This is a genomic window from Paraburkholderia tropica, assembly GCF_900109265.1.
Classification (GTDB): domain Bacteria; phylum Pseudomonadota; class Gammaproteobacteria; order Burkholderiales; family Burkholderiaceae; genus Paraburkholderia; species Paraburkholderia tropica.
In genome coordinates this window covers 66,075-88,590 of the sequence record NZ_FNZM01000023.1, presented here as the reverse complement: position 1 = coordinate 88,590, position 22,516 = coordinate 66,075, and the positions used below count along the sequence as shown (strand labels likewise).

Annotated in this window: 26 protein-coding genes; 6 read left to right on the top strand and 20 right to left on the bottom strand. The window is 55.5% G+C overall.

Features of this window, described 5'->3' with window-relative positions; translation table 11 throughout:
- Positions 1 to 97: 97 nt before the first annotated feature.
- From BMY06_RS31675 to BMY06_RS39125, 13 genes are all read right to left on the bottom strand, one after another.
- The gene (locus BMY06_RS31675; RefSeq protein ID WP_074987050.1) at positions 98 to 1,132 is read right to left on the bottom strand and encodes an ATP-binding protein; all 1,035 of its coding nucleotides are present in this window, start codon (positions 1,130 to 1,132) and stop codon (positions 98 to 100) included.
- A gap of 134 nt (positions 1,133 to 1,266) precedes the next feature.
- Positions 1,267 to 1,491, bottom strand: a complete 225-nt coding sequence (locus BMY06_RS31670) for a DUF3717 domain-containing protein (RefSeq protein WP_074987049.1) — start codon at positions 1,489 to 1,491, stop codon at positions 1,267 to 1,269.
- Between the two features lie 251 nt (positions 1,492 to 1,742).
- Positions 1,743 to 2,207, bottom strand: coding sequence for a hypothetical protein (locus BMY06_RS31665; protein WP_074987048.1), 465 nt, complete (start codon positions 2,205 to 2,207; stop codon positions 1,743 to 1,745).
- Positions 2,208 to 2,217: 10 nt separating this feature from the next.
- Positions 2,218 to 3,792, bottom strand: a complete 1,575-nt coding sequence (locus tag BMY06_RS31660; protein WP_143064449.1) for a hypothetical protein — start codon at positions 3,790 to 3,792, stop codon at positions 2,218 to 2,220.
- Between the two features lie 27 nt (positions 3,793 to 3,819).
- Complete coding sequence (locus BMY06_RS31655) at positions 3,820 to 4,230, bottom strand: hypothetical protein (protein WP_074987046.1); 411 nt, start codon at positions 4,228 to 4,230, stop codon at positions 3,820 to 3,822.
- 206 nt (positions 4,231 to 4,436) lie between these two features.
- Entirely contained in the window at positions 4,437 to 4,913 is a 477-nt protein-coding gene (locus BMY06_RS31650) for a hypothetical protein (RefSeq protein WP_074987113.1), read from the bottom strand.
- A 10-nt stretch (positions 4,914 to 4,923) separates the two neighbouring features.
- Entirely contained in the window at positions 4,924 to 5,316 is a 393-nt protein-coding gene (locus BMY06_RS31645) for a hypothetical protein (protein ID WP_074987045.1), read from the bottom strand.
- 92 nt (positions 5,317 to 5,408) lie between these two features.
- A complete protein-coding gene (locus tag BMY06_RS31640; RefSeq protein ID WP_074987044.1) occupies positions 5,409 to 5,882 on the bottom strand; it encodes an outer membrane lipoprotein in 474 nt (157 codons plus the stop codon).
- A 663-nt stretch (positions 5,883 to 6,545) separates the two neighbouring features.
- Positions 6,546 to 7,265 carry a thioesterase domain-containing protein gene (locus tag BMY06_RS31635; protein ID WP_080180115.1) on the bottom strand — a complete coding sequence of 240 codons (720 nt, stop codon included), beginning with the start codon at positions 7,263 to 7,265 and terminating at the stop codon, positions 6,546 to 6,548.
- 294 nt (positions 7,266 to 7,559) lie between these two features.
- A complete protein-coding gene (locus BMY06_RS31630) occupies positions 7,560 to 9,179 on the bottom strand; it encodes an AMP-binding protein (RefSeq protein ID WP_080180116.1) in 1,620 nt (539 codons plus the stop codon).
- Between the two features lie 81 nt (positions 9,180 to 9,260).
- A complete protein-coding gene (locus BMY06_RS39130) occupies positions 9,261 to 9,890 on the bottom strand; it encodes an N-formylglutamate amidohydrolase (RefSeq protein ID WP_124263231.1) in 630 nt (209 codons plus the stop codon).
- Positions 9,891 to 9,998: 108 nt separating this feature from the next.
- Complete coding sequence (locus BMY06_RS40530) at positions 9,999 to 10,685, bottom strand: formyltransferase family protein (RefSeq protein ID WP_080180117.1); 687 nt, start codon at positions 10,683 to 10,685, stop codon at positions 9,999 to 10,001.
- A gap of 42 nt (positions 10,686 to 10,727) precedes the next feature.
- Entirely contained in the window at positions 10,728 to 11,375 is a 648-nt protein-coding gene (locus tag BMY06_RS39125; RefSeq protein WP_124263232.1) for a hypothetical protein, read from the bottom strand.
- Positions 11,376 to 11,508: 133 nt separating this feature from the next.
- On the opposite strand from BMY06_RS39125, the gene BMY06_RS31620 reads away from it, so the two are divergent.
- The 6 genes from BMY06_RS31620 to BMY06_RS31600 all read left to right on the top strand — a co-directional run bounded on the left by BMY06_RS31620 (position 11,509) and on the right by BMY06_RS31600 (position 15,930).
- The gene (locus BMY06_RS31620; protein ID WP_074987040.1) at positions 11,509 to 12,327 is read left to right on the top strand and encodes a class I SAM-dependent methyltransferase; all 819 of its coding nucleotides are present in this window, start codon (positions 11,509 to 11,511) and stop codon (positions 12,325 to 12,327) included.
- Complete coding sequence (locus BMY06_RS31615) at positions 12,327 to 13,145, top strand: phytanoyl-CoA dioxygenase family protein (RefSeq protein ID WP_074987039.1); 819 nt, start codon at positions 12,327 to 12,329, stop codon at positions 13,143 to 13,145. Before BMY06_RS31620 ends, BMY06_RS31615 begins: the two co-directional genes overlap by 1 nt.
- A gap of 12 nt (positions 13,146 to 13,157) precedes the next feature.
- Positions 13,158 to 13,517: a hypothetical protein gene (locus BMY06_RS39120; protein ID WP_124263233.1), complete on the top strand. Its 360-nt coding sequence runs from the start codon at positions 13,158 to 13,160 to the stop codon at positions 13,515 to 13,517.
- A 76-nt stretch (positions 13,518 to 13,593) separates the two neighbouring features.
- Entirely contained in the window at positions 13,594 to 14,109 is a 516-nt protein-coding gene (locus tag BMY06_RS31610) for a dihydrofolate reductase (protein WP_074987038.1), read from the top strand.
- A gap of 58 nt (positions 14,110 to 14,167) precedes the next feature.
- Positions 14,168 to 15,166 carry an ABC transporter ATP-binding protein gene (locus BMY06_RS31605; protein WP_074987112.1) on the top strand — a complete coding sequence of 333 codons (999 nt, stop codon included), beginning with the start codon at positions 14,168 to 14,170 and terminating at the stop codon, positions 15,164 to 15,166.
- Positions 15,160 to 15,930, top strand: a complete 771-nt coding sequence (locus BMY06_RS31600; protein ID WP_074987037.1) for an ABC transporter permease — start codon at positions 15,160 to 15,162, stop codon at positions 15,928 to 15,930. The genes BMY06_RS31605 and BMY06_RS31600 overlap by 7 nt, the downstream gene beginning before the upstream one ends.
- Before the next feature lie 684 nt (positions 15,931 to 16,614).
- Here BMY06_RS31600 and BMY06_RS31595 read toward each other — a convergent pair.
- The 7 genes from BMY06_RS31595 to BMY06_RS31565 all read right to left on the bottom strand — a co-directional run bounded on the left by BMY06_RS31595 (position 16,615) and on the right by BMY06_RS31565 (position 22,476).
- Positions 16,615 to 17,430, bottom strand: a complete 816-nt coding sequence (locus tag BMY06_RS31595) for a PRTRC system ThiF family protein (protein WP_074987036.1) — start codon at positions 17,428 to 17,430, stop codon at positions 16,615 to 16,617.
- Entirely contained in the window at positions 17,427 to 18,062 is a 636-nt protein-coding gene (locus BMY06_RS31590; RefSeq protein WP_074987035.1) for a PRTRC system protein A, read from the bottom strand. The genes BMY06_RS31595 and BMY06_RS31590 overlap by 4 nt, the downstream gene beginning before the upstream one ends.
- Positions 18,059 to 18,778: a PRTRC system protein B gene (locus BMY06_RS31585; protein ID WP_074987034.1), complete on the bottom strand. Its 720-nt coding sequence runs from the start codon at positions 18,776 to 18,778 to the stop codon at positions 18,059 to 18,061. The genes BMY06_RS31590 and BMY06_RS31585 overlap by 4 nt, the downstream gene beginning before the upstream one ends.
- A gap of 9 nt (positions 18,779 to 18,787) precedes the next feature.
- Positions 18,788 to 19,927 (bottom strand): PRTRC system protein F, encoded by a 1,140-nt coding sequence (locus tag BMY06_RS31580; protein WP_074987033.1) that lies wholly within the window; start codon positions 19,925 to 19,927, stop codon positions 18,788 to 18,790.
- 96 nt (positions 19,928 to 20,023) lie between these two features.
- Positions 20,024 to 20,242 (bottom strand): PRTRC system protein C, encoded by a 219-nt coding sequence (locus BMY06_RS31575; protein WP_074987032.1) that lies wholly within the window; start codon positions 20,240 to 20,242, stop codon positions 20,024 to 20,026.
- Positions 20,239 to 20,727 (bottom strand): PRTRC system protein E, encoded by a 489-nt coding sequence (locus BMY06_RS31570; RefSeq protein ID WP_074987031.1) that lies wholly within the window; start codon positions 20,725 to 20,727, stop codon positions 20,239 to 20,241. Before BMY06_RS31570 ends, BMY06_RS31575 begins: the two co-directional genes overlap by 4 nt.
- A gap of 87 nt (positions 20,728 to 20,814) precedes the next feature.
- Positions 20,815 to 22,476 carry a PRTRC system ParB family protein gene (locus tag BMY06_RS31565; RefSeq protein ID WP_074987030.1) on the bottom strand — a complete coding sequence of 554 codons (1,662 nt, stop codon included), beginning with the start codon at positions 22,474 to 22,476 and terminating at the stop codon, positions 20,815 to 20,817.
- Positions 22,477 to 22,516 lie beyond the last annotated feature (40 nt).

Sequence of the window (22,516 nt, the reverse complement as noted above, 5' to 3'; positions counted from 1 at the left end):
GACCAGAACAGACTCTGGCAGACCGTGGGTCGCATTCACGAGACGCGCGAACTTCCCAATCCGGTGATTGAACATAGCCATATCCTGCTTGCACCGGTCAGCCGTGGATGAGCTTGCCGATACTACTCTCAGCGCCAGTGCACTCACGAATGAAATCGTGCGTACTCGCGAGCGCTGGCGTCTTGCGTACGGCATCCGTCACCAGCAGGGCGGCGAACTCCGCACAGCCCGCGTCGATGAGACGGTTCACATAGACCAGCACGCGGGCGAGATTGCTCTCTTTCGCGTACATCGCCAGCGCCGCGCTGATCGCGTAAAGCGCCGACGGAGCGGTTGGAATCGCGGCTGCATCGGGCGCAGCGAGAATCGCGTCGGGGGACGGCAACTCGCGATAGATGCCGATGAAAGCCATCAGCTCTTTCGCAGCGCCCTCGCCCACCGAACCCGCGTAGGAGATCAGTTCCAGATCCTTCGGGACCACGCCCATCGTTCTGGCCACGAAGTTCCAGCTGCGGGGACTCGGCGACTTTGAGATGTCGCCCGCGGCCTTCTGCGCGGAGAGCAGGTCCGGCCGGAAGCGCAGGAACGCGACCAGCTCGGCGGGCACGCCATGGGCGAGTGCCCACGACGTCCACTCCTGGATGTCCGCGACCAGCTCCACGTGCGTGGCAAAGCGGTCCATCAGTGGATCGAGAATGCCGCTCACGCCCGCGTTGTCCTTGCGCCGGTTGGTGGCCGCGAGGAACGTGACGTTGTCCGGCAGCGTGTGTTCGCCGATGCGACGCGAGAGCAGCAACTGCATCTTCGCGGCCTGGACTGCCGGGGAAGCCTGCCCGAGATCGTCGAGGAACCAGATCAACGGGCGCTTGCGCACCTCCAGCGCGCGCGCCAGGTCGCCGAACGGCAGGAAGCGCGCCGACTTGCCGTCGGGTGCCGCGAACGGCAGCCCCTTCGAGTCGGTCGGATCTTCAACGACCGGATGGCTGATCAGCAGATCGTGATCGAGTTCGTTCGCGACCTGCTCGACGATTTCGCTCTTGCCGACGCCCGGGCGACCACTGACGATGACCGGCAGTCGCTGGGGCACGTAGGCGAGAAGGAGAGATTTCAACTGGGAAGCGTTGACTTGCATAGTGAGGTTTCCTGTGCAGAAAACCCGCGCGAGTCACGTCCCCGGCGGGCGCGTGTCCCGGCGGGATGTATGAGATGCCGCGAACGCGGCGACTCGATAAGGTGAAACGTGCGCCGTGAAGCGCGTGGCGAGGACTACAGGGCGGCGGCCGCGAGCGCGGCGTGCTGCTGTTCGGTGAGCGTTGAGCGCTCGACGCTCTGCTCCCCGCGGAAGATCATCAGGCCGTACACGTCGGCGAGTGCGCGTGCTTCTGCGCACAGCACCGGATGTTCGGCATCGGCAGGCGGACGGCGCTCGCGCCAGTGGTTGATCGCGCCTTCTATCTGCGCGAGCGACACGGTGCCGGTTTGCTGGTTCATGGAGCCTCCATCTGGAGAAGGCCTGAAAGCGCCGCGCCCATTTGGGGACGTGGTCCCTTGCAGGCGGGGTGTATGCCGGACTGGCCGGCGTGGTCGATGCGTCATGGACGCGGGTGATAGATGCCAGTTTAGGCGTGCGTACGCTGCGGCCCCGGCGCAATCGTGGCGATTTTCATACCGCTTTCGCCACAAACGACCGGCGCACGGCCGAAAAAAAACCGGCGCACGAGGCGCCGGTTCGATGCAGATTGTTATCGCGACAACAACGAGGCTTGTGCCGTCTCACGCTCGCGGATTCGCGCCATCATGGCCGCTTCCTGCTCGCGATGAGCCTGCGACTTTCTTTCGCCGACCCCGTTGTGCTTCTCGACGAGATAGGTGAAGTACACGGGTCTGAGCGGCCCACGCCAGTGGTTCCACTCACCCATGATCGCCGCGCGCATCGCGGGCGGACACGCGAAATACTCGCGCCGTGACCCGCGCCACTGTTCGGCCATCAAATCGCGCCAGCGCTGCTCGCTCTCCATGAGCTGCTGCTCACGGCGCTTTCGCTCTTCTTCAACAGGCACGGTCGGCCGAGGCTGGAACTCACCGACGAACAGAGGGTAGTCGCGCGCAATCTTTTCCACCTCCCGCGCCTCACGGCGCAGATGGAGAGCTTCCTTGCGTGCAGTCCACTGATACCCTTCCGGGCGTGGTTGGCGATCGAAACGCATGTCCGTCTCCTCAGGCAGCGCGCTGTTCGAGCACTGCGCGCGCGTAGGCGAGCGTGCCGTCTTGTGCACTCAGCCGACGCCCTTCGCGCTCGGTTCCACGCACCAGCGCGTAGACGCGCGCCGCACCGCGACGAAAGCTCTCGATCTTCGAATAGCCGTCGTTGATCGCACGATCCACGTGCTCGGCACCCGAGATCTCGCCACACATCGCACCGACATAACGCGCGCGCCCGGCGATCTCTCGTGCATCCGCCAGATCGCGCTGCGCGTCGCGCTCAGCCTTGCGCTGAACCGCATCACGCTCCCACGCGGCCTGCTCCTCTTCGGTGTGGCCGCACAACGAGAAAATTGCACGACGACGCTGGGCGGCGCGAACGCCGATCAGCTTCACGCCGAACGTGTCGTAAAACGCCTGCTTGCTTCCGCGATTGTGCTCGTCAGCGCGATCCAGCGTTTCCAGGAGCGTGCCAACATCGCGGTTCGCGAGCGCGCGCGCGAGCCGGTTGCCCTGCTCGAACGAATGGCGGCCATGCTGCAAGCGTGCCACGTCACAGCGCTCGCGATGCGCACGGCGGCTGATGTGACCCGCCTTCAACTCGCCGTCGGCATGCGCGATCGAGCGATCACGGATGAGCGTGGCCACCCGTTCACGTACGCGCTCCGCCAGAGGCGTCACGGGCTCGCCGATGTCGACCGGCGTACCGAATGAGTCCGGCAGCGCCAGATCGTCGATCAGCCCGTGCGAATGAAGCAGATCGTCGACCTGCGGGTACGTCGGCTGAGCCGGCAGCAGCCGGGCGAGCATGGTCAGGACGTCGGCGTTGTTCGCGTCGACTGCCTTGCCCTCGCCTCGCATAACCCCGAGGATCGGCCGAAGCTTCTCCACGGGTATCGCGCCACGCAACTCGGGCAACTGAATCAGCGTCCCGGCCCATTCGAGGCCGTACCTGAAGGCTTCGCTGTCTTCGCGGTACGCGTCGAGCACACGGTCCGGCACCGGCAGATTCTGCGCGAGCGCATATGCCACCTGCACTTCGTGACGGCTGTTCGTCTCCCGCGTGCCCGGGATAGCCGGGCCACAGGCGGCAAAACCGAACGTGGTCAGGAGTGCTTCGGCACTCAGGTCCGAGAGGAAGAAGCGTGTACCGCGCGAGCGCGCGCTGGCGTCTTCTGTTTCGATCTGATCGGACGACAGGAGCAACTGCGGCTGTCGGCAGACGTCGTGGAACGCGAAAAGGCCGTCCCACGCGGCGGGTACGACCTGCCAGGACTGGCGCTGAGCGCCATCGGGCTCGACAAACTCGGCGTCGCGGTGCTCTGCGAACATGGCGGCGAGAATCTGCCCGGCAGTGCCCGGCTGGCGTAGCGCGAGGACGCCGTTATAGCGCGTCACGCTCACGCCCGCCGGCGCGCCGCCGAGTTCGATCTGCGCGGTAGCGGTTGCACGCACGCGCTCGTCACGAAACAGCGTGAACAGCCCTACGAGCGAAGACGTGGACAGCGTGGTACCGGGAATGGAAAGCGTATACATGGATGATGGCTCCGTAATCGCGAGACACCACCCATCCGGGGCGATGCCCCGCAAGGGAAAAAAGAGAAAGAGGAAACTGCGTCAGTCGATATCGAGCATGCGCGACACGGCGGCCGCGACGGCCCACGCGTGCGAGCGCGTCAGCGTCTTGATGCGCACGAGCGGCAAGCTGCTCCAGTGGCCGCCATCGCCAGCGGCATGCAGGCGAACGTGATCGATCTGGACCAGCCAGCCCTCGGAGGGGCCGATGGCGACCGACAGACAAAGACGGTCGCGATCAGCGCGCTCGGGCCATGCGGCTTCAGCCTTGAGCCCGGCCATCGAGTCGCTCGCGTTCGGCACCCAGTTGGCGGCGACAGCCCACTCCGGTTCCAGCTCAGCCTTGCGAAGTCGGGTGGCGATGAGGTTGACAACCGCGCCAACCGTTTTGCCAACGGTGTCGAACGGCGCGGCCGCGAGCGCGACCGGCAGATCCAGTTCAGTGGTGTTCATGTGGATGGTCCAGAAATAGAAAAGGGCCGCACCGTGAGGTGCAGCCCTTTGAGTGATGATTGCCAGCTACAAGCTGGCGCTCAAGCGTTTTATGCGTCAGTGCCCGCGGCGTTCGCGGTCAGCCTTGCGTCCGTTGTGGTTCATAACCATTGCGACACCGCTGAACACAGCCGTGACAGCCAATACGAAGAGACCAAAGCCCATCGTTATTCTCCGTCCATGGAAACAATCCCGAAGTAAAAGAGTATCACAGCCGCTATGCAAAGACTCCAAACCGAGAAGTCGTTCGCCAGACTCCATTGCGTGGTCGAATGCCAGAAACCAATGGCACCGATCGTCGCGCCGGCTGAGAGCGTATGAAGGAACCGACCGATCTGCTGTCTTTGATCCTTCGACGGCTGCATCGCGATCTGCCGAAACTGCGCGAGGACGCCTTTCGGAAGATGCCGAATGATTAGCCCAGATTTGAAGCGAAAATCCCCACTAGATGTGGGCTCCAAAGCAACGGATTGTCCGCGACACGTCGCCGTTACCGCAGGCGGCGCTTCCGTGGTATCCAGCTCCCGCAACGCCTGTTTGAGGCGCTCGGAAACATAGACCAGTCCATCCTTTTCACGCCAGGTCGCGCTGTCGGTGATGGTCAGCCCACCGGGGAACGCGATCTTGATCTCGATGATTTCCACGCTCCCCCTCCTAGCGGCGTTCGCTGTCCAGGCCATTGGCCAGACGCAGCGCACTGATCAGCGATTCGTATCCCTCGCGGGTGCCGAGCTGCTCAGCGCTCACCGCGTTGTCACCGCCACCGGACAGGTCCGAGCGGCCACGACGCGTGCGAAACGACATGGCGACGGTGCCGCGCGAGGGGGAATCCGTCACCTCCAGAATGAGGCGATCGGTGTTGAGCGAGACCCGGCAGCCGTTGCCACGGCGGCAGGGCTCAGCCTTGATTTCGTGCTCGCCCGCGCGCAGACGAAGGTCCCCGGCGACGCGATGCAGAAAGCCGCGCGCGCGGCGCGTGAAGCGCGCATCGCGCTCGGCGCCCGCACTGCGGCGATCGGCGTGCATGACGCAATTCGTGTGGTTCATTCAAACCTCGAAATAAAAAAGGCGGGGCGCTTCACAAGGAAGGGCCCCGCCATGCAGGAAGAAAGCCGGCTCGCGCCGGCAAGTGGAGTGAGTCAGTGCGTGACGCGGATACCGGAATTCGTGTCCATCAGGAGGACGCGGTCACCGGGAGAAAACAGCTGGTCATCGGGCTGCGTGATGACGCGCAGCGAGCCGTCGGCTTTGCGCACGACGATTTCGAGACCAGCGGTACGGGAGAGCGCGGCGCCGACGTGCTGCGCGATGAAGCCGGATGCGGCGCCGGAGATGGCACCGGAGATATAGCGGCCACGGCCGTTACCGATCACCTGGGAACCCAGGAAAGCGCTGACGCCCGAGACGACGAGGTTCTCAAACCCCGAGCCGCCGGACGAAGCCTGGATGGTGACGCGGCGCACGCGCATAACCACAGCGGGTTCGAGCGTGCCGGCGCGCTGGACGTCCGAGCGCTGATAGACGCTCGGCGAGCCGAAGTCGGTCAGGTTGGCGCAGCCAGTAAGTGCAGAGACAGCCACTGCGAAAACGAGGCTGAGAACGATGCGGATCATGGTGCAGCTCCTGGAATAAAAAAGGGAGCCGCGTCCCCGTTGGGAGTTGGCTCCCAACGGGGTAGAAATAGCGGGCGAAGGGCCCGTTGGCCTGGACGGCCTCAAGAAAATGCCCGCGACAGCATGCTGCTGCGGGTAGGTCGATGCGCCAGTGGCGCGGGGAATAGGGACAGTATGTGGTAGTGGCGCGCGCGCGGCGGCCCGAATGCTCGCCGAATCGCTATGTGTTTCGTCGGCGGCCGGATTCGCACAGCCGGAAACACCCTGCGCGCGGCGACGTGGCACGATCCGCGCAGAGAAGCGCATTCATCGCAATCTACAAACGTTCAGAAGGAATTGCAATTTAATTCCACGTCGTGGCCGCGTCCGAACTCAATTTGAAAATTCCCATCTATGCGATCACTATTTTCTAACAAATTTTATGAATTCCAGCAAATCACCCTCCGTCTTAAGCGCGCCAGGATCGAAGTGCAACGTGAATTTATGTTGATCGATATCCCTACACTCCTCCAACCACAATTGCACTCTAATGAATTCAAATGAGTCAAAATCAAGATCATTTTGCGGCAAAAAAACAGCCTCGCATCCTCGCAGATCAACAATGAGCCGTCTCATTATATTGATTTCTGAATCCATATATTTTTAATTAATTTAAAAAAACATCTAATCAATAGATTTCAATATTTGAAAGATGGATTCCAACGCCACTTCGTCCTCAAAAGCCGAATTCTTTTCGACATCTATCTTTACATATTCAATCGAACCAAATATTGCGGCATCGAACTGCCTCCTCATCATATAAAAATCCTCATCCGGCAAATCACGCGGAATAATTATTCTGACATCACATTTGACGCGTTTTAAAGTGTGCGATTTCATCGCCCGCGCATGAACCGCATAAACATCTCTCAATCGGTCGAAAAAAGCCAAAGCACTGAAACGCCGATTTTCAGGAAGCCGATCGATCGCCCTACGAGCAGATTCGAGACTAAAAAACTCTTGCTCGTCGCAAGTCATGAAGGATCGCCCCAAAGACGGAAAAATCAGAACCAACGGCGGAAGCAAAATTCCATTCATTTGATAGATCGCGGCCAACTCGAGAGCCACGAGACACCCAAAACAAAATCCACCCAATACGAATTTATCACCAATCGGAGATCGCCTAATATCGGCGTGATAACGCAACGCCATTTCTTGGACCGAACAAAGAGGCGTCTCACCTATTCGCAATCCACTCGCCTCAATTGCGAAAAGGGCGCGCTGCCCCACCAACTTCTTCGCCAATGACCGATAGAACATTATCGATCCGGCGAGTGCATGCACCAAAACTACTGGGCAGCCATCTCCGTCTGGAGACATTGCGACAACCGAATTTCTATTCATATTGCCTCTATTGTGGGACACCGCATCGTAGAAATGCGGTGTCGCCAGGTCACATCGGATTTACTCGGATTTGCTTAGCGGTACCTCACTCATCAATAGCGTTCCGATAGCCAACATGTCAATTTCCTCCTCCGTCAAATCAGTAACTTGATTTTCGGAGAGATTCCCAACCATCTTATTCCGATCTTTCATATCAACTCCTTTGAAATTAAACAACGCTCGACAAGCTACGTGAGCACCATCAATTTGGCCCGAAGATTCTGTCGACGCCAATTTGATTCTGGAAAACAAAAATCAAATCATGATTTCTTCGATCGAGCGTGCAGCAGTTACAATCGCCCTCCTCTTAATTTTCTCCGACGGCGTTACCACTCCCTCTACACTACGAAAATCACCCATCAATTTGAACGAAATAATTTTCTCGTAATCCCGCAATCGACCGTTAATTTTTCCAATCGAATCTCTGATAATGTGCGAATCAATTGATTCGCCGTCGATCTCCAAAATGACCTTTAAATACATATCGTCATCAGAGTAAATAATTGCGTCACTAACACCTGCAACACTGCGGATTCTCCCCTCAATCTCGACGGGAATAATATTTTTTCCAGTTGATAGAACAATAATATCGTCCTTTCTACCCTCTACAAAAAGATAACCATCCTGATCGAGATACCCCAAATCTCCGGTATGAACATATCCCTCAGAATCTATCAATAAATTGCTCGCATCTCGCATGCTCTCTGACCATTTCACCAATATCTCTCCCGATTCTGATATTTTAATTTTCTGCGTAGGACGACCAACACTGCCTAATCTGAATGACTCTCTACGATCAGTAGAAATCGGCCCAAGTTCACTTAATGCATAGCCGCCATATACTTGAAGCCCAATCCGATCAAGGGTTCTTAGTGCCTCCTCCTTGACACACGATCCACTCCAAATAAATTGCTCCGGGCGCCCACCGTAAAGCTTAGTCAAGTTTTTCAGATAAACAAAATCAAACAGTCTCCTCACCGGGTTTTTATAATGAAATCTATTGATTTTTAAGAAATTAAAAACGTTGAGGGCAAACCTAGCATCTGCCCTAAGCCCCGAAATTTTTCTTTCTGCCGCCCACGCAATCATTTCATAGAGAATCGCCGCCGATGCCATGACAGTTGGTCTCTCTCGCATGATATTTACCACGGCATCTTTATTTTTGGAAATAATTAAATCAAATCCTAAAAAAAGCGCCTGCAAAGAAAACCAACGCTGAAGATAATGGGAAAATGACATCCAAATGAAGATGCTGTCGGGCTCACTGCGTGAGTCCCTTCCCTTATCTCGCCCAAGTTTTCCTCTGCTGAGCTCAAGATCTGGATATGGTAGTTTTAAAAGTTTCTGTCGCCCCTGAGTGCCGGATGAGAATGCATAACTGTAATGTGGCCCCTGAACTGCCCTAGGTTCTGGGGCAATCGATTGTGGAACGTGAAGAAGATGATTACTTTTCAGATCCGATGAAAAATCCCCAAAAAATACTACCTTCCGAGAGATATTAATACGCCTACTGCACTCCACATGAACAAACTCCAGATCAATTTCTTGCCCCGTCAGGAGATCTTCATACTCAATCGTCGATACACTTTCCGGTATAGCGTGAACCATTAATCCGCAGTAGATGCATGCAACATCAATTAAAAACCACTCATAGCACGTCGGCCCAATGATAGAGATCCTCTTAACATCATTCGCATTCGTCAAGGTATTTATCTTTTCTAAAATCACTTGCAAATCGCTTCGAAATTCACTAAAACTCCTTTCGCTTCTCGAATTTCGATCCCAGAAGATAATCCTATTTTTATGATTTTCATACAATCCATCAATGCAGCTAGCAATAATACGATGCCTTGCTTCTAAAATCTCTGAATTCATATTGGCTCACCTGAAGAATGCGTCTCGCCTTTCCGTACGACACTAACCCCGGCTCCTGCGGAATATTAAATTCAAAAAAATTCAACCTCGAACCCCCACAAACTGCGAGATAGAATTGCAAATACCGAAAATCAATCGCTCAAATCGTTCAAATTGAGAACGTTCTGCCTGAGGATATATAAGCCAGCGTGAATTTATCTCGCATTGCAACGACGGTATTCTGCGCTCAAATCCCCAGCGAGTGATGGTCCATGGCCCAGTAGCGGGATACTTATTTTCAGTTATGGGGTTCAGTCCACTCGAACGAAAGTGTGATTTAAGCGATTCAGCGAAAAAACTACTTTCAAGAAGAGATTTTCCATGCATTGATCCCAGATCACAGTCTATCGATCGAAGAGAATGGAGCGCATGAATATCAATCAAAAGCAACGGAGGATTGATCTCGACAAGCCCAGTTAGCGCATCCTTGAAACCGCAGTGAGGAACTGAGGCTGGGTCCAGCTTGCCCATGCCCGTCGTGTAAATCACGGAAGCGCCGAGAATCGCGTTGAGCATGAGCGCGACACTTGCCGTCCCCACCTCGGGTGACTTTGCCTGACCATTTCTGATCATCCCGCCACAGTGCGGCGCAGATATGATGATGGGCAGACTTCCGCGTATGACATTAAAGCTTTGCTCATTATCGAAATATAATTGCGCAGAGCTATTCAAGATCCCGGTTTCAACGTCGGTGATTAGAGGCAAATACTGGGATAGATCTGTTATCACACTTTCCCCAAATTAGTATTGCGCGTAAATTTAAATCTCTTGCTCACGTACTCACCGGAATTTAAGCACCTGCTCATCTATGACGCCGATCAACGTTTTCACCTCCAAGTCTGCCACACGGCGATGAAGGCTTACCGGCGTATCCTTCATATCAATTGGGATAGCCACTTGAGCTAAAATGTCACCAACATCATATTGTTCCGAAACCAAATGGACGGAGCATCCGGTCTTACGTTCCCCCGCCTGGAGTATTGCCTCTTGCAGACGGACACCGTATTGGCCCTTTCCTCCGTACGCCGGAAGCAAAGAGCCGTGTACATTTATAATTCTGCCGCGATATTCGAGCGGCGGGTGTACCAAAAATAGATAGCGCACAAGGACAACCAAGTCGGGCCGCACAGTGGAGATGCTTTCAAACAACTCGGCACTACGCTCATCAACACCAAACGCGTTTGAACTCCTCCTTAGAGGAAACCGCGGGACCGGAATATCTATATTAGAAAACGATGGACTAGATTCCGGAAACCAAACTCCCGATATCTCCCAGCCCCTACTGCAAGACCGTGAAGCATTGAAGAAATTTCTCACAATCTCGACGTATGAAGAGCTAACAACTGCGACTTTTCCTTTAGCCTCTCTCAACACTCGCGCCTCTAGCTTGAAAAAAGCGAACCGGCGAACACCTAAACGCAGTACGCGTGCGCCCTTGCTGGACCGCGTAAAGCCGCCGACAAACATCCTCGTAGTGACGGGCTTTCACGCTCGTCACTACGAACGCCTCTATGCTGCTAAGCGATACTTCGTGTCAGCCGCGCGTCGACAAAGAAGAATCTTGTCGACCAGCTTGATATCACTCCAACTTCTTTGACTTTCTGTCTTCCGAAGCACCGGAATGATGTCTTGGTGCGCTTTGACGAACGATAGAAATCCTTCCACAAACGCGCCGTATGCGTTAACTCCGCCAGCATCCTCCACCGCGACCCCAAGTCCACGACCAATCCAACGATCTTGGACGATGAATGCTTGTGGGCGCAGTAGATGTAAGAATTTCGTTAGGCACCGAGTTTGTGCAACATTACCCTGCTTACGTAGATCGCCAAAACAATCGAAGTGAATCGCGCGTGGTGATTCGTACTGCCAATCAATCATGCCGAATGAATATTCAGTCGCACCATTCAGCAGGGTATGCCAAGCGTCTCTCTGGCTGACAATTTTTTCAGAAATCGAATCTGACAGTCCATTGATCCGATGGTCTGCTAAACCACCATATTCATACAGGACAAAGTCCACCTGTCGTGCGATCTCGACAGCGTCAACGCCAAGTCCACCGCTGAACAATGCAGTCGCCCGAGCGTCTAATTTTAGAACCTCTTCTCGGTTGTACCGCTCCAGAGCACACTGAGCTTCATGCATATTGAATGTTCTCAATCTTGACTCCTAATTTGTGTTGGCATAGCGTTGATGGAACAGCGTAAAACACAGATTTCACCACTGGTGACTGGCGAAGAAACCCTAACATAGTTCAAAATTAATGTGAATGCGAGTTCCTAAAGACAAAAGAATGCACGACATTACAAAATCCGTTAAGGATTTTTACGATTTGATTGGATGGCAACGCGATGCGAAAGGAGAATCGTTAGATAAGTCATTCTGGGAAGACCAGAGGTCGGTTAGCAAGCTCTATCAAGCTCGATGCAGAGCAGCGTTGCGGCGTCATTTTTTCAACTTTAGCGACACCCTCCTCGATGCTGGTGCAGGCGCTCTGCAGCACGCAGAGTACGAATCTCTGTACCTGACGTTCAAAAAGATATTTCTTCTCGACCTATCGTACGTCGCGATGCAGCGCATCAATGCTTCCAATCAGCGCTTTAGGCTTGTCGGATCCGTCGACGCTATACCGTTACGCGCCGCAAGCATCGACTGCATTCTTTCCGTCAATGTCATAAATCATGTTCCCTCCCAAAATCAAGAGCTCGCAATTCGAGACATGCTGCGCGTTCTGCGACCCGGCGGTAGACTTGTCGTAGTTACATACAATCCTCATCGAGTTAACTTAAGCAAGATCCTGAAGAAATTTCGCATTCGACGGGGGAAAAATTTGCCATCGACTAGCGACAGAAATCTCGGAAAGCTCCGGAATGAGTCTCTTTATTGGTCCGCGGTTACTCCGGAATGGTGGAAAAAATTCGAGGAAGATGGAATATTGAGTTTTTACCCTTATCGATTTCTCTTCATCACAGATCTAGAGAATTTAATTCCTGACAATCTATTAGGCCGCGCAGCGCTTGAAATTTTATATTTTCTTCAATTAATTTTCAGAAAAGCAGGCGTTCGATGGGGGGCATATTACACAGTCGTCATCGACCGGAGGGAAATTTGATGTCGTTTATATTAGATACCCGAGAAGCGAAAAGAATAGCGACCGATGGCTACGCCGTCTTTAAGCAGGCGTTGACCAAAGAGAATTTAACTCAATTGCAAACGGCGACAAAAGCCTGCTTACCGGCAAGCGACTTCCGAGGGGGAAATGTTGTTCAGTGGTCGCCACTTTTTTCTGCGGATCATAATGCCGCGAAATTGCTATTTATGGACCCTGATCTTCGCTTACTCGCCGAACGCGCCGTAGGAAGTGAAGTATGTTGCGTAATGGTCGACGTCAACCGTGCAAAGGGACCGACTGATTGCCACAGCGACGCACAAGACTGGGAGCTCAAAGGGATAAGATTTAATATTTATCTCCAGCCTCTGACTCCCGGCTCTGGCGCTTTGCGCATTTTTCCCGCGTCGCACAAGCGAGAAATCTGGGAGCGCCTAGTCAAATCCCCGGCCCTAACAAGCGAACTTGATTCAGTATGCCAACCGGTCTCTCCGGGCGACATTTTAGCGATGGACTTGAGGCTTTGGCATGATGTCGAGTCCGACCAGACAACACCGCGGGAATTCGCATCAGTCTTTTTTTACGCTCTCCCAGAGACTCCAACGGAGGTGGAAGCGATACGTCGAAGTGCGCGTCGCAATAGGAGGGCGCTCAGCATCTTCAAGGCCTCCGATCTGGAGTTTTCGAACTTTGCCACATCTGGCGCACTGCCCAGAAGTTGGGAAAATTTTTTGGTCGAATACGGATTTCTCGAAAGACGAAAATTCGAGAGCTCGATTACCTCTGCCTCATCGCCGATCGTCAAAACAAACGTAACGTAACGAGCGCTCAAATTGACCTGCACCACCGAACTCGCTGATCGCCTAAGAACAAGCTGTCGACGCCTGTTCTTAAGAAATTTTCGACCTATAAACACCATCGGTCTAAAAGAATTCAATGGGATCCGGGTCAACGCCGAGATTTACGTTGACGTCGAAGACTCGCCAAGTAAAAATGATCTTCTCTCGGATGTTATTGATTACAATGTAATGCGGGATACTATCATCCTATATCTCGACCGTGGAATAGAAAATTTCGCGGAAGCTGCAGTTGACCATCTTTTATCGAATTGGTCTATCCGCGCAGCCGAAATCAAAGTCAGCCGTGACAACATTTTTTGTTACAGTATTTTTAAAGATAAACTTATTCGATAATTGCCGTGAATTGCTCACAGCCAATCCAAATTATTGATAATATATTTAACCAGTCTATTTAAAATTGGATAAAATCATGACCGACCCTCTGGAATTAATCGCAAAATCAATTAAACCAATTAAATTGATTGTAGCAATGGACGAAAACCGCGTAATAGGCGATGCGAACGACATCCCGTGGCGCATAAAGGGAGAGCAGCGTCGATTCAAAGAACTTACAATTGGAAAATCCGTTATTATGGGTAGAAAGACGTTCGAATCCATACCCAACGGACTACCTGGCCGCAATGTCATTGTTTTGACTAGATCAAAGCTGCATTCGTCTTTCGATGCCACCCAAGTTTCAAACCCTATCGACGCTTTGCGGATAGCCGACAAAATGACCGACGATGCAATTTTCATTGGCGGCGGAGAAGAGATTTACCGGATTTTCCTTCCCTTTGCAAAGGTAATTTATCTAACTAAAATACACGCCAGTTTCGGTGGGTCTAGACATTTTCCAAGCTTTGATGAGAGCTTGTTTGAGATTATAGAAAGCGAGACTATCTCCGGCAATACACCATTCACCTATCTAACTTATGTACGCAAGTAATACCACCGAACTTAAACCCATCGACCGGGGAGGGGTCATGATTACTATCAACGTCAAAATGCCCTTTCAATCCGACGCAGATAAAAACACCGAGCGGACATCTGGAGCTTCTACTCCAGCCTTGAAGATTTCCAATCTCTCGAAGTGCTACGTAGCTGGATCGAAAGCACTTGATAATATTAATTTAAGTATTCCCTCCGGTGAAATATTCGCCCTACTCGGTCAGAACGGTGCTGGCAAAACGACATTAATTAACACGATCTGCGGGATAGTCAAACCAACTGAAGGACGAATTTGCATAGCAGGTCACGACTTACAGAACCAATACCGTGCTGCACGTTCGCTCATCGGTCTCGTTCCGCAGGAATTTGGTGTAGACGCCTTCATGACAGTGAGCGCTACGGTCGCGCTCAGCCGTGGATTATTTGGCAAGGCCCCAAATCGGCCACACATCGAGCGAGTCCTTCGATCTCTATCTTTGTGGGAAAAACGCGATGCCAAAATAATGACATTATCCGGTGGAATGAAACGTCGAGTAATGATCGCCAAGGCCTTGGCCCATGAGCCGCGTCTCTTGTTCCTCGACGAGCCGACTGCCGGCGTCGACGTCGCATTACGCGACGACACTTGGCGCTTAGTCAGTTCACTTCGTGACCAGGGGGTAACAATACTCCTTACGACACACTATCTCGACGAAGCGGAGAGGATTGCCGATCGTATCGGGATCATTCAGCGTGGTAAATTTCTGCTTACCGCAGACAAAAATGTGCTGATGCGTCGATTCGGAAAGAAAAAGCTTACCATCCAACTTGAGCAACAAATTTCTGAAATTCCGTCACAGCTCACGAAATTCTCTTTACAAATCGATTCTCTCGGATGGGCGCTTGTCTATACTTACGATGAATCGAATGAAGATAACCGATTTTTCGATTTGATGGACATGCTGCGTATGAGCCGAATTGGCGTTAAAGATTTTAGTACGTCACAAAGTTCTCTGGAAGACATATTTCTGAGCCTAACGTCCCGCCCCTCAAACTCTTCGATTTCCGTATGTTAACCGTAAACATTTACGCTATTCGGGCGTTGTATAGTACCGAAATGGCTCGCACTTGGCGAACCGCAATGCAAAATGTTCTCGCCCCCGTAATATCCACCACGCTTTATTTTGTAGTTTTTGGCTCCGCCATCGGCTCGAAAATTAGCACCATAAACGGAATCTCCTACGGCAATTTTATCGTACCTGGGCTCGTGATGTTGTGCCTACAGACACAAAGCGTCTCAAACGCATCTTATGCAATTTATTTTCCAAAATTCACCGGCGCGGTTTTTGAACTGTTGTCTGCGCCTATCTCACACTGGGAAGTAGCAACAGCATATGTTGCAGCATCATCCACCAAATCAATAATTGTCTCGATAATTATTTTACTTACCGCAATCCCATTTGTTAACCTCCACATACTACATCCGCTCTGGTTGCTCGTCTTTCTGCTGACTATTTCAGTTAACTTCAGTTTACTCGGACTTCTAATTGGAATTCTGGCAAACAGTTTTGAGAAACTCCAGCTAATCCCATTGTTGATCCTCACCCCACTTACGTTCTTGGGTGGTAGTTTTTATTCGGTGAACATGCTGCCCTCGGCGTGGAAATTCGCGACAATGTTTAACCCTATTGTCTACTTGGTAAGCGGACTCCGTTGGTGTTTTTACGGATTCGGAGACACACAGCTGATAAACAGCCTTGCGGTGATCGCATCACTATTTTCCGTATTGTTAGCAATTGTCGCGTGGATTTTTAGATCTGGATACCGGCTGAAGCGGTGAACCAACTCTCTATTGCAGCAAATACTTCCCAAGATATTCAGTTTACCAAGTTAGTCATTTCAACCACCCACGACTCGGTTTTCGCCGTTTCATTGTAGTTCGAATTACTAGTTGCAAATGCAACCAATGACAACTCAATCATTCATTGCTGACGATCCAGCACTATGTGCGAGGTTTAGTTGAGCTTCTGCTACAACTTCCGATGAAGCGATGTCCGGGCGGACCGAATTCTGAGCAAAGATATAGGCCCGCGCCGCGTCGTTGGGATGCGGATGTATCTATATAAGCAGTTGCGGTTGTCGCTTCGATCGGATCACTTATACTTTGTTGGATTCCTAATCAATATAGTTTTCATTGTTGAAGTAAGCTCGGTTACAAATTCGCAGAACCTTGCTCAATGAAATTTATCGAGTCAGGCGAAAGGCAAAGCTGACAGTAGCTCGCTTTACAAACTCGATCGGGGTACCGGCCGTACATCTTGTGAGGAAAATGAACTAGCCGCGACGGCACGGCCCCCCATCGCGCGGCAACACCGTCAACGATCTTGAATCCCCCGACTATTGCCCGCGTCAGTTGAACAATATTGCGATGGATGTGGGTCGCCGCTGCGGCAAGTTAAGTCTCCTTCAGACACTGCTGCCCGCTACAGCGGCCAGCAGTGTCTCAGAGCATCAGTGCGCGCCGTCATGCAGCCTTACGGCCGCGCGCAGGATTTCTCCCGGTCTCAGCTGCGGGAGGTGCCTCATAGCCAAACCGCGCCCACGCTGCGGGATCGATCGGCAAAGGGTTCGTGCGCCCCGCTGCGAGGTTGACGAACACAGCCGAAAACTTCAGCCCACCATCGCGAAACAACGACCACAGCAGGTTGAACGCCTGCACCGCGATCGCCAGATTGATGACGAGCGACTGCTTACGCAGCGCGTCCGCCATCGAGCACGAAGGCGTATTGTCGCCGCTGTCGTTCTTTGCGTTCAGCATATCCGGGAACAGATCGCCCACATGGGGCAACCTGTCGGGCCGGCCCTTGCCGAGCTCGCCGAGAATGACCTGGCCACGATCCCTCTCGTTTCCGCAGTCTAGGTAGTAGCGACACCCACCTCGCCTCGCGGACTGGACAATCGCGTGACGCGCTGCGCGCGAATCAACGCAGCCGATCACGATATCGGCGCGCAGCGCTGTCGACGAATCAACCCTCCGCGAGACAGCCCGCCAGCTCGTGCCCATCAGCAGGTTCAGACGATTCACCAGCAACGATGCCTTGTACTGCCCGACGTCGTTGGGATAGAACCCCTGCCGACCTACATTGAATTCGCTGACCGTGTCGTCGTCGTAGACCTCGCATTCAATGCCGCCCGGATGGCCAAGCGCAAGCATTGCATGATGCAAACGTGCGAGCGAAGGCAATAACGCGCTGCCCGTGCCGCCCGCACCAACGACAACGACCTTCCACGCCCTCGAGAGCATTTCGGGCGGCGCAATGTGCCTGATGGATCCGTTCATGCGCCCTCCTCTGCCAGTGCCGCCAGCCAATGCTCCGGCGCAGCTCCCGCCGTCTCAAAGCGACCTTTCGCACACAATCGCAGCGCCACCGACGGCGTGCGATCACAATTGCCCAGCACAAGCGCGAACTTCACGTCATGCTGGTCATCGCGATCATCCGTTGACGAAAAGTAAGCACGACTGCGACCGTGCGAATGGCAATCGACGACGAGGCTCTCGCCCTCATGCAACAAGGGACGGTCGTAGTGGAGGTGAGCAGGTCCATGAGAGAGCGATGGAAGCCCAACGAGCCGAAACGCCCCTGTGACGGCGCTCCACACGATCCATGCGCCAATCTCATTCGGTAGCGCCGCCCGCGCCATGCTTGCGAACTGCGCAACGAGAGCGGGTGGCACAGAACCGCATAGCAGATCGGTTCGCTCGAACGCCTTGCCATAAGGGACCGGTGTCCGCCAGTCAAACGACGACAGGCGGCGAACCAGATGCACCCACGGACGGTTGATTTCGAGAAAGACCCCGTTGGACGCGATAAGCAGGCGCTCACCGGACGCACTCATCGGTGCGACCGGCTCACGCGTGGGGACCATCACTGACGGGAACGAACCCTGAAGTGCGATATCGACTGGATTCATGCATCGCCTCGCGCATTGATCAGCTTCAGCACCGTTCCGTTGGTCGGCACCAGCGCATCGAGAGGAAACGCTTCGAACTTGCCGTCGAGCATGTCGCGCCAGAAGGCAAACTCGCCCGTCTCGTACGCGATACGCTTGCCTCCGTGATTCGGATGGGTGAACTCGGACTCGAAGAAGCCCGACTCCCAACCGGAGATCGAGTCCACGTCGATGTGCGAGGGCACGCGTGCCGAACCAATGCAGACCAGACCGTCGTTCCACGTGTTGAAGTACGGCGGCTCGAACAGTGGGGTATCGGGCCCCGGGCGATCGCAGTTCTTGACCGAGAACACGCGGAAGCCGTTAATCGAGGCCTGAAAAACCAAACCCGGATGCGGCACAACGGCTGTGCGCGTCCCTAGCTCTTCGCACCTGAAAAACACGCGCCGCGGCGCGGGCGCACACCACCAGGTGACAGCTTGACTCGTAAGGCCAAGCACCGTCGATGGAAGAAACGCCGCTTTCGCGGCGGCGTTTTCGTCGAGCGCGCGCAGCGCCTTGAGGAGCGCCTCGCGCGAGACCGGCCGACCGGCGCCGATAACAGCGCGCCCGCTACGTTCCGGAACCTCGACCGGATGAACGGTTGCGAAACACGCACCTTTCGGCGATTCATACAGCAGAATTGCGGAGGTCAGGCTAACAGTGCTGCCGAGCCTGCCGGTAACGACATCTTTCATGGAAAGCTCCTAGGAGGTCACCAGCGACAGAAGCCTGTCGAGGTGGGTCATGATCTGGAAAGCGAGCGACCAGTCCGCGTACTGCCTGCGGATGTCGGCTGCCTTCATGGAGAGGGGAGAAAACGCGGTAAATTCGCAATGGTCACCACCCTGGTAGGCGGATTCGATCGTGCCGTCCAGGATCTGACCGACGTATGTCTGGTCGCCGGACAGCACAAACGAGACTGCAGAGAACAACGGCATGATTGAGGGCTCGCCACGCAGCAGATCGTTGGTGCGGCTCTTGCGCATCAACGAATTCAGCGCGAGCAGCTCGGTGCAGACCTTGCGCGCCTTGCCGCGAAGCCGTGGCCGAAGCGCTCTGATCTGCGTGGGCGAAAGCGTCGCGCGCTCGCGCCATTTGCGATCGCGCCAGCTAACCGTCATCGCGTCGTCCGGGCAGAGCAGCGGCCTGGCCGTTGACGGCAGATACGCAGCGATGTCCGAATCGCCAGCGCCGAAGCGCTCCTTGAGCTCCTCCAAAGCGTCCTCGTCGGAGGCTTCGGGATCGCCGTCCCAGAACCACGCGGCGAACTCGCCGAGAAACCACTGGGGCGATCGGATCATCACGGTGCGATACGAGGCCATGTCGATCGCCTTGAGCACCGTGCGCAGCAAAAGCGGATGCGCACTGCGCAGCGCGTCGACATGCGCCGCCATCTCGAAGAGGTTTTCGTCAGGCAGGCAAAAGCCCAGATACAGCGGCGAAGCAGCCTCGAAGTCCTTGTCCAGACAGACGTGCTCAAGCGCGGTGTCGACCGCGTTCGCATCCAGCAACATCGGCCGAACCGTCAACCGCGAAAACTCGCCCTTCTGCCGCTCCACCCAGGCGAAGAACGCCTGGGCAAACGCGTTGAGCTCGTCTGACGGTTCGTGCACGTCCGCAGCCCGCAAGGGGCCGTAGCGAAAGTGGGCGAGAATCCGCGCGGACATCTCCCCGCTGACCTTCCACTTCATGGTGGCCGATGATGGCACCTGCTCCGAGACCGACGGCAGGCTCAGAAAATCATCGGCAGCTCGATATCGGGCAGCGGCAGCGCGTGGCGGTTGCCAGCACGCGACGGTGCCGCCCTCGACGTCTTGATCAGTTCTCGAAGGGTCGAAGAACATAGTGCTGATTCCTCGTCGGAAAGAAAAACCGCCCTTTCGGGCGGTTCCTGTGCAGTAGAAAGGCTCCCCTCGCGGAGAGCACGCATGAGCGCGTCCTTACGCATGGGTGCCCTTGGCACCCGCCGCGCGGACAAACTTGTAAGAGGCGACTTCGCCAGCGATTTCCGGCCCGTCGACCGAGGCGGTCGTGAGCTCGGGATACTGCGCCGAGAAGAGATCGCGAACATCGGTCGGGCTGAACGCCGGGCCGGGATCTGCGAACTTCATGCCGTTGTAGGTGAACTCGCGGATGAGCTTTGCAATGCTGATCGTCATGACAGGTCTCCTCCGAGAAGCGCAAAGAGATCGGTCTTGCCGTCGCCGCCAGCCTTGGCAGCCGGGTCGGCTGGTGCACCGCCCGCCGGGACGTCGCCGCTTTCGCTTGCGTCGTCTGCGGCTTCTGCGTCATCGCCCTCGCCGTCGGGCTTCGAAGCCGGCGCCGGGAGCGCCGCCTTCGAGCCCTTCGACAGAGCCTTGTGCGCCTTGCCCGCCTGCGACTTTTCGGCCGCCTGCAGGATCTCGGTTGTCGCGCTCACCTGCTCCGCGAGTGAACGGTGCGCGCCTTCGAACGATTGCAGCGCCTGCACGAAACCCTCATCGAGTTCCGCCGGCGTCGCCGTGAGCACCAGCGGCTGACGCAGCGCGGCCTCTTTCGAGTCGCCGCACGGCACCACCACAACCGACATCTGTTCACCCGCCATCTTGATGGTGAGCGTGAGCTTGCCGGTCTCGCGCACGAACGGTTCGAGTTGCTGGAACATGAAAAACCTCTCAAAAGAAAAAGCGCCGCTCAGTCGCAGGACTGGCGGCGCAACAGGGGAAAAGCCACGGCGTCGCCGCGGCGTGCATCAGAATTTCAGGACCTTCAGGACCTTGCCCGTGTAGTCGAAACCGTCGACCGACAGCAACGCAGCGATGACTTCAGACTTCGATTTCGCAAACACCTTCCTGAAATCGTCGCCCATCGCCTTGCGCAGCCCGAGTTCGTCGGCCACCACTTTCATTTCCGATTTCGTGACCAGCTCCAGAAACTCCTTGTCGAGCTTCCAGTGCTTCGTGAGATCGAGCTTGTGGTGGCGGCACATGGACGTCAGATACGGCACGTCGACGCCCTGAATGGCCGACATCGTGACCGCGATCATCAGCCTGGCTTCGTTGTCGGCGTCCAGCGCGGCGGCCGCTCCCGCGGCTTTGCCGAAGTCGCCGACGGGCGGCTTGCCGTCGATGAGGCGCTCCCAGATCGTGTTCAGCGGACCGGCCTCAATGCTGCGGGCCTGGCCAGTTGCCACGATCGCGAGCAGATAGCGACGCGCGAGCGCCGGGTCCTGACTCACCTCGCGACGCAGCGCCTTGCGCCAGAGCGCAACGCGGTACGTCTTGACGCGGTCGGACTCGGCCACCGCCGTCGCTTCAGGCGCGGCCGCGCTGGGCTTATCGCCCGCGGCGGCCGACGAGGCCTTCGACGAGCCGCTTGACGCCGCAGCTTTCGCAGCGGGCGTCTCCGGCTTCTCGCTCTTGATGCGCGCGGCCACCTTCTTCATGTTGCAGACGGTGTCGAAGCACTGGCCCTTGTAGACCTTTCCGAGCGAGTCGGGCAGACCGCTCACCGCGGCGCCGAAGCTCTGGCATCCGTAGCACGCCTTCGCCTGTTCGACGCCGACGCCCTTCGCGCCATCCGCCACGAGCTGGATGCGCGTGTGGTTGTCGCCGGGGCGCACGATCCGCACGGTCTGAAACTCGTCGCGCAGGCCTGCGGCCGTCGCGTCGAGCTGTTTCTCCGTCTTCTCGTTGTAGCAGTTGCGGTTCGTGCAGTTGCCGGTGCCGATGGATTCGCCAAACATTTCGGCCTGAGCGGCCGAGTTGTGCTGGCAGCCAGCACAGTCCGACTTGTCGAAGATCGCCGCATTGAGCGAGCACGCGGCTCGCTCCAGCACGCTCTTCAGATCGGCGACCGTATGCCCCTCTTTCACAACGACCGGCAGGATCTTGTCCTGCTGCTCCTTTGTGAAGGCCGCGAACAGTTCGGCGTGGCCGAGCTTGATCGTGCGGGTATTGAGCGCCTCCAGAACAGACGCACTGCAGTTCATGAGCGCGAGACGTGAGTCGAGCATTGATCGGCTCCAGCCAATCTGGCGCGCCGCCTCGTCACGATCGCCTTGACACAGTCCGACGATCTCTGCGCCCGCCACCGCCTCTTCAGACGGGGCCATGTCGTCGCGCTGGATGTTCTCGACCAGCGCGAGCGAACGCGCAGTGAATTCATCCATTGGGCGGATGACAACGGGCATCGCGTAGTCATCGCCGTGAGCCTGGCGTGCAGCGCGAACGCGGCGTTCGCCTGCGACGAGTTCATGGCTTCCGTCTTCGAGCGGTCGCACGAGCACGGGCTGAATGATGCCCTGCGTACGCACGGACTCGATCATCTCCGCCATCTTCGACGGATCGAAATACTTGCGCGGGTTACGACCGGGTCGAATGTCGCCGAGGCGAAGGGTAACGGGTTGTTGCATTGCAGGTCTCCTGAGAGGGAACCCGCTCCCGACGGGAAGA